The sequence below is a fragment of the Ulvibacterium sp. genome, assembly GCF_028285715.1.
Classification (GTDB): Bacteria; Bacteroidota; Bacteroidia; order Flavobacteriales; family Flavobacteriaceae; genus Ulvibacterium.
Genome location: NZ_JANQOO010000028.1, coordinates 76,797 through 83,693 on the forward strand (window position 1 = coordinate 76,797; position 6,897 = coordinate 83,693).

Consider the following 6,897-nt stretch of genomic DNA (forward strand, 5'->3'; position numbering starts at 1 on the left):
CAAAAATCGAACAGGATCCATGCGCAAAGTTTGGGGTACGAATTTAGGACTTGCAGTGGGAAACCTTGTTTTGCTCACTTAGATATTAATTTTGTAACGTGTACTCCTTCCCCCACCAGTGGGTTTAAAAATACCTTTGGCAACTAGGTCTTGTAAATCCCTAGTAGCTGTTGCTTTCGATGTTTTTGCAAGCGATACATATTTACGCGCGTTCATTCCCCCTTCAAAACCCTGATGGCCTTCTTCTAACATCCTGCGAACGACTTTTTGTTGACGCTCATTAAGTTCAGCTTTATGTTGGTCAAAGAACTTGGTCTTCTTTAACGTAAACTCAATCTCTTGTTCAGCATCGATTTGAGCATCCAAAACCGTTTTGACAAAATAGTTTATCCAATCCGTGATTTCATTGGAACGCTGCCCCCTTTGTAAGGCATCATAATAGGCTTTCTTATTCCCCTCAATGGATTTGGACAAACTGAAAAGTACTGGACGACCGATACTTTGCGAAAGTGCTTTTTCAGAAATGGCACGCCCTATTCTTCCATTACCATCTTCAAAGGGATGTATGGTTTCAAAATAGAGATGCGCAATGGCAGCTCTTACAATAGGTTTTCTGATTTCGGTTTGGGAGGTATTGAACCAATGTATAAAACCGTCCATTTCAATTGGTACTCCCTTTGAAGGAGGGGCTTCAAAATGAACTACCTCCCTGCCCATACCCCCCGAGACAATTTGCATAGGTTCATCATGGGTACGCCATTCGCCTATTTGAATTTGGGTGTTGCCTTTCATCAACATCCTATGCCAATCGAAGAGCATTTGGCTAGTCAAAGGTTTTAAAAAGTCATTGCGTACTGCCAACATCAATTCAGCTACGCCTTCTGCTCTTTTGTCTTTGGTCAAGGGTAATTCTGGATTAAGCCCTAAGTTTCTTCGAATAGAAGACATTACATCGTTTCGGCTCAAATACTCTCCTTCAATTTCTGAAGTCTTGATAGCCTCAGAAACCATGAGGTTAATCATGGCCTCGGTTTGCTCGGTTTCGGAAAGTCCTTCCAACACCCCGCTAATGCGACCGGTGCGTTGCGCAAAATCAAAGAGGTCATCTTCAACATCAGTAGTTTGATATTGAAAATTGGGCCAGTCTTTTTGCTGCCAATTATAACGCATGAGCCGATTAGAGTTCCTATTCGGCTCAAAAATAATAAAAATATGAGTTGATTATAAGTTTATTTGGCTTAATCACTTAAAAACAAACTTGTCGACTACGGATATGTGTTAAATTTTGAATTCTATCGTCACTTTTAAAGTTGCCTTAAGACTTACTTTAGTTTTTCAGAAACAAGTTGTTTTAAATATATATACTCTGCCTCTTGCATTGATTTTGCAGGAAGGAGGAGGTTTTCCTTTCCCAAAAGCATATATGGCTATCTCTTATGGTTGCAGAATTAAAGGTACCCCATTTTAATATGGTTTCCATGTCGTCCTGCGAAATTGAAACTGAATTGTCGCTTAAGAACAACGTATGGCTTTTATATCTCTCTTGGTCATCCAAATAGTCTTTAACCTGTTTTCTCCATTTTCGCACAGCTAAAGCTCTGTCAACATAGACAAAGAGAAAAATGACCGTAACAACTACTGCAATTGAAAACAAATCATAGTTATCAATCAAAAAGGAGTATATAGTGGATAATATTAGAACGCCCAAACAAATTAACAACGAACGAAAAACACCCTTGATGTTTTTATCTTTGGTATAACTCCCTTGACCATTTACAAAGTAAACTTCCTGAAAATCCTTTCTCCTAAATGTTAGTTCTATTTCCAAACTTGAATATTAACTTGGCATGAATCTATTGAAGGTCTGCCAATATTTGTCTTTGTAAATATCAAATTCAATCCCGATTTGCTGTTTGTATTGTTTTTGGATTTTATATAAAATCTTTGATGGTTTTCTAAAATCAAAACATGTAAAATAGATTTCACGGCAGTTGTTCGCTGTTTGTCTCCCAACATTCAAGTATCCATCGGAATCTTTAAGTTCTGCCATTATTTTTTCCTCTATTTCATTGAGTAAATCATAAGTGGATTGGTCGGGCATGCCATTGTTTGCCTTTCCGTCATATTGGATTTCCACAACAGCCACCCAAGGATGCGAGGCTTTACTATCCCAATTCAAAAGGTCGGTATTGATTACTGCAAGCAAAGGGAGTCCATTCTGTAATGTAGCTTCCATGCCAGAATAATTATCGTTTTCGGTGTCATGCCTTACCCCTTTGTATTTTTCGATGAACTCTTTCTCCCTCCAAATCAAGTAATCTCGTAGTTTTTCTAAAGGAATTAACTCTTTCTCCGCTTCAGAAGGATTAATGAATTTTACGAAATCAATAATAGTGATTGAATTAAGCTCTCCAAGTGAATTATCCAATGCAAGGAATACTCCATTGGTGATTACTTCTTTGGTCTTCTCAGAGTAATCTTTGTGGGCTATCACTATCTCAATTTCATCTGGCATATCAGGATGTTCAACAGGATAAAAACTCATTGAGCTTTCATCAAATGTGTAACCATCCATTTCAATTCCGAATTGATTGGAATCTGAGGGCTGTTTTAATGCCGTGATTTGCCAATTTTTCATTTTTGGGGCAGCTTTGACTAATTCTTCTACAAAAACGATATTCTTAATCACCCCATCTGCTGTTAGAATCAGTTCAGCCTCGGTGTCACTACACATTCCTGCCAGGAACCAAAACCCATCTTTAAGCTCGTTGAGTTTGGGTGCTAACTTGTCAAAGAATACCTTGTTTACGTTTCCCTGTCTTCTAATGACATCATAAAACTTCTGCTCATTTTCCCGAAACCAATTCCAGAAATCAGAATAAGAATTAATTGGGGTTTCTTTCTTGTCAAAAAGGGATTTTATGAAATTCATTTACTTGATTTTTAAATCGCCAAACTTCGGAGATAATATTTTTTTCCAGCTTTTAGGACTTGTTATTTCGAGACCATCATGGAAAAAGTAAATCTTACGGTTATTTTTCACAACAAACTTATCGGGGACATGGTTTGGTTCTTTTTCGCTTTGCAATATTAAAGTATCACCCATTACTCTATAACTACCATAATTTTCTTCTACTACAAAGGGAATACTTTTCTTAAAAAACCTTTTATCTAAATACATCTCTCTTCGTTCTAAAAATGTGCTATCTCTATTGAGGATTAAAACCCCTCGTTGAAAAGTTCTTCCAGCGCTACCATTGCTCCAACCTTTGGAAGAATAGGCAACGCTAAATGCATCTTGGGAATATGAACTAAGTGTTCCAAGAATGAAAATGAAGACTAAGAATAAAGGTGACTTATCGTTCATCTGTCTATTTGAGAATTTGTACTAAGTAAGCTATTCCAAACATCCAACCAATGTATAATATTGAATAACCCATTGCGTAAACACCAGACATTCCTAAATCACCCTTTGTTTTGTTCGATTTGCTGAAAACCAACCGCAAAGCTCTGAAGAACACCCAATACAACATAGCGAGGATTACAAATAGCGAAACCCAAAACACAGCTTCCAAGACAATCATAAGAATTACGAAAAGAATACTTACTGCAATCCATGCCAAAATGGATAGTACCAAACCACTTAATCCATCACCCGTATCAATACTGGGCATATCAAATCCAATATTGCTATGATGAAATGTTGAGCCAGGTTCGAAATCTTTGAATTTTATGAAGTTGTCTATAAGCTCTACCCCTTTATATAATCCATAGGTCATGAAAAGAAATAGTGCTGTGCCTATTATAATAAGAAAAATGTACAAGTTGTTTTCAACGCTTCTGTGATAATTGATACCAGTAAAATAGACAGTGGCAATTGTCAAGAGAACTACAACAATAGAGACAATGAATACGGATTTTCCTTTTAAGTATGTTTTTTGTGCTTTCAAGGGTTAGTTGATTTTGTTTTCAAGCTTGTAAAGCTCTCGGTCATATATTTTTAATCCCCATTCGGATTCGATTTTGTTCTTATTGTCTTTTATTATCTCAATCAACCTCATATAATATTGAGGATTTCTTGCCCATATTGCGCTATTGAAATAGTTCATGCTTCTAAAAAAACAACTTCCATCATATTCGTCCTCTTCAGTAATATTTTGTTCCATTCGTTTTAAAACAAGAGGGATTAAAATATCCGAACCAATGTCTTGAATAAGCAAGGTGTTTATTTGGTGAATTTGTAAGTCCTTTACCTTGATTTTTCTGTAAGTATGACACCTTTCCACTAGACTTGTTGGATATTCGCTCAAATCAGTCCAGTAGTTGTTTTCTATTTCTTGAATCGATTTTTCAGTGTTCATAAAATGAATTGTAATTAATTTGAATGTTGCCTTTATTCAATAATCACTGAAAGGTTAGTTTGTGTTGTAGCTTTTACTTTGGATGTTATTTTTTCATTGATTTTTGCTGTGAGTTCCATTGGTAATTCGGATTGGTTCTTTATTAAATAATTATCAGTAACGCTGTACACTGAAACACCTGAACCTGAACCAGTGGCTTTGACATTCACTTGTTCTTGTGAGGCATCTAAACTTACTTGTTGATTCACATCAAATGTGGCTTTGCCATCTGCAATATCCCTAAGTAAATAATCAATTTTGATTATGACTTTGATAGGGTTCATTCCTTGTATTGGGATGCTCATTGGAATCTCATTCTGGAAGGTATCCCCAATCTGCATTGGTTCTTCAGGAAAATTGATGCTTTGCTGAACAGTACTCAATATGTTCTTCAATACTGCTCTCATCTGGGTATCAATGTTGTTACCAATAATAGTATCCACCTCAAACTTGAAATTGTTATCATACTTGCCTAAAATCTTTGCTCCTGAAAATGGCTTCTCTTCGGTTTTGGTTTCACCATTCATTTCTGTTGTGGCAAGTACTTTACCATATTGCATAGTGGCTGGAATGTAGCCGTCAACCCTTTCTGAACCAGTTGAGATTGTGGTTGTCATTTTTGTCTGGGTTGTAAATTTTAGAGGCAATTTTACTCCTTGTGATTTCAATTCTTCCATTGTTTCCTCGTCCGTAATAAAATCTATTTCGGAAATAGAGGAGCTTTCAAGTTGGGTAATGTATTTTTTATTTGGGCTTATCTGAGCTTTGAAAGAAAAGCTCTCTTGGGCATTGATTGAGAAGCTAAATAGTAAAAAGATTATGGGCAGGTATTTAATCATATAACTTTTATTGGTTAGGGAATCTAGATCAAAAAACGCATCTTAAATATAAGATAATGGAATATCAATATTTCTTAATTCATTACCTTTAAAAGTAGTCTTTTATTCGTTTAAAATGTTAAATTTTGTTAAAAGGTGAGTCCCACGGTGCGCCCAAAAAATGACCCCTTGGCAGGCCTTGGAAACAGGGTGTTTTGAAGAAAAGTTCGAGTCCCGTCCAGACCGCAAACAGTAAAACCCTTTGCACTAAAAAAACAAGCCAACGGCAGTTGGCAAGGGTTGGCAAGATTGCAGGGCCACCCCTTTGGGCCGATTTCCTCAAACCGTCAGGAAATCAATCCCGCCCGGCTACCAAAGTTTTTGACCGGTAGGTAGATCCGGACCGCAAGGAGCCAAAGCCCTTTACCCAAATAGTGCAAAGGGTTTTTTGGTTATAGATAGAAAGGCGGCTTTTAAACTACAACTTAAAAAAACCGTAGCCGAATTGGGAAAGAGTAGATCCGATGCGTTGGTGGAGTGCTTGACTTCTACGGATGGGAACAGCAAACATGGTCTACCCTACCCTTTAATCCCCATTCGAAAGTTCAATAATTCTTTCAATTGTATTCATAATGTTGTTCTGCTTCTCATCTAAGCGAACCAACCTAAACAACCCATTAATTTTACCCCTTCGCGATTGGATCAAACCTTCAAATTCAATGGAACCCAAGAATTGAAGGTTTGCCCTTGGGTCCTTAAAACCCCGGATATAGGGCCTTGGGAAATTGTTCCCAAGAGTTGGGCTATAACGTTCCTCATGGTGATTTATGGTCCAGGATTCCGTTTCTATATAATCCGCTAAAAGGACTTCCCATTGGAGCAAAAGGTTTCTCAATTCTACATTGGATATAATATCGTAGGAAGATGAATTCCTGATTTTTTCAAGCGACGTATTGGAATAGTCATAGTTTCCGTCAAAATGGGTACGCTCCAATAAGAAAGCAAGGGTGTCCAATTCTATGGTGCGATAATCGATCGGAAAGAGGTCGATAATCCGCGCCAGGTTTTTTCTAGCCTGATCATATCTCGTAAGATTGGACTTTAGTTCGGACATGTTGTACTTAAACTCTGTATGAATGTCTGTTAACAAAATTTCTTCTTGTTGCCGGATTTTTCGATTTTCATTCCAATTATTGATCTGTAGGGCTATCAAGATTCCAATGACCAACAAAACAATCTCCCCAATAGCGTACTTGAAATATCTACCGGTCTTATTCTCAAAAAGGAATTGCTGACGGATTTTTCGTAAGAGTTTTACCATGTAACGAAATAACGGGTGGTTGCATTCCTAAGGTACTAAATTTTCTTTTGCGGCTTTTAATCCAAAGGACCAAGCGACGCCGAAATTTTGGACTCTGGTGTCCCCTTAGTTTTACAAATGAACCTGAAGGATTAATCCCTTTTTTACAACCTTACTTCAGAAAGAAATCGCCGTATTAGCTTATGAAATGAAACCAAGGGAGAAAATGGGTTGTTGCCCAGTTTACAATGTACGGACTACCGCATAAATTGCCTCGGTTAGTTTCGATAGTTCCTTTGACGAAATACTATAAGGGGGCATAATATATACCAATTTGCCAAAGGGACGAATCCAGACCCCTTTTTCTACAAATAGGCTT

The 6,897-nt window shown here is 37.3% G+C and carries 7 protein-coding genes; all 7 read right to left on the minus strand.

Going from position 1 to position 6,897, the window contains the following annotated elements:
- Positions 1-78 precede the first annotated feature (78 nt).
- Complete coding sequence (locus Q0993_RS17440; RefSeq protein ID WP_299535500.1) at positions 79-1,170, minus strand: Fic family protein; 1,092 nt, start codon at positions 1,168-1,170, stop codon at positions 79-81.
- 667 nt (positions 1,171-1,837) lie between these two features.
- Positions 1,838-2,932 carry a DUF695 domain-containing protein gene (locus Q0993_RS17445; RefSeq protein WP_299535501.1) on the minus strand — a complete coding sequence of 365 codons (1,095 nt, stop codon included), beginning with the start codon at positions 2,930-2,932 and terminating at the stop codon, positions 1,838-1,840.
- Positions 2,933-3,367 (minus strand): hypothetical protein, encoded by a 435-nt coding sequence (locus Q0993_RS17450; RefSeq protein ID WP_299535502.1) that lies wholly within the window; start codon positions 3,365-3,367, stop codon positions 2,933-2,935.
- A 4-nt stretch (positions 3,368-3,371) separates the two neighbouring features.
- Entirely contained in the window at positions 3,372-3,950 is a 579-nt protein-coding gene (locus tag Q0993_RS17455; protein WP_299535503.1) for a hypothetical protein, read from the minus strand.
- Between the two features lie 3 nt (positions 3,951-3,953).
- Entirely contained in the window at positions 3,954-4,361 is a 408-nt protein-coding gene (locus Q0993_RS17460) for a contact-dependent growth inhibition system immunity protein (RefSeq protein ID WP_299535504.1), read from the minus strand.
- A gap of 32 nt (positions 4,362-4,393) precedes the next feature.
- Entirely contained in the window at positions 4,394-5,239 is an 846-nt protein-coding gene (locus tag Q0993_RS17465; protein ID WP_299535505.1) for a hypothetical protein, read from the minus strand.
- A 565-nt stretch (positions 5,240-5,804) separates the two neighbouring features.
- Positions 5,805-6,539 (minus strand): DUF6090 family protein, encoded by a 735-nt coding sequence (locus Q0993_RS17470; protein ID WP_299535506.1) that lies wholly within the window; start codon positions 6,537-6,539, stop codon positions 5,805-5,807.
- Positions 6,540-6,897 lie beyond the last annotated feature (358 nt).

What these genes read in the sequence shown, in the direction of transcription:
- Q0993_RS17440 (WP_299535500.1), bottom strand. Translation starts at nt 1,170, where the DNA reads ATGCGTTATAATTGGCAGCAAAAAGACTGGCCCAATTTTCAATATCAA.
- Q0993_RS17445 (WP_299535501.1), bottom strand. Translation starts at nt 2,932, where the DNA reads ATGAATTTCATAAAATCCCTTTTTGACAAGAAAGAAACCCCAATTAAT.
- Q0993_RS17450 (WP_299535502.1), bottom strand. Translation starts at nt 3,367, where the DNA reads ATGAACGATAAGTCACCTTTATTCTTAGTCTTCATTTTCATTCTTGGA.
- Q0993_RS17460 (WP_299535504.1), bottom strand. Translation starts at nt 4,361, where the DNA reads ATGAACACTGAAAAATCGATTCAAGAAATAGAAAACAACTACTGGACT.
- Q0993_RS17465 (WP_299535505.1), bottom strand. Translation starts at nt 5,239, where the DNA reads ATGATTAAATACCTGCCCATAATCTTTTTACTATTTAGCTTCTCAATC.
- Q0993_RS17470 (WP_299535506.1), bottom strand. Translation starts at nt 6,539, where the DNA reads ATGGTAAAACTCTTACGAAAAATCCGTCAGCAATTCCTTTTTGAGAAT.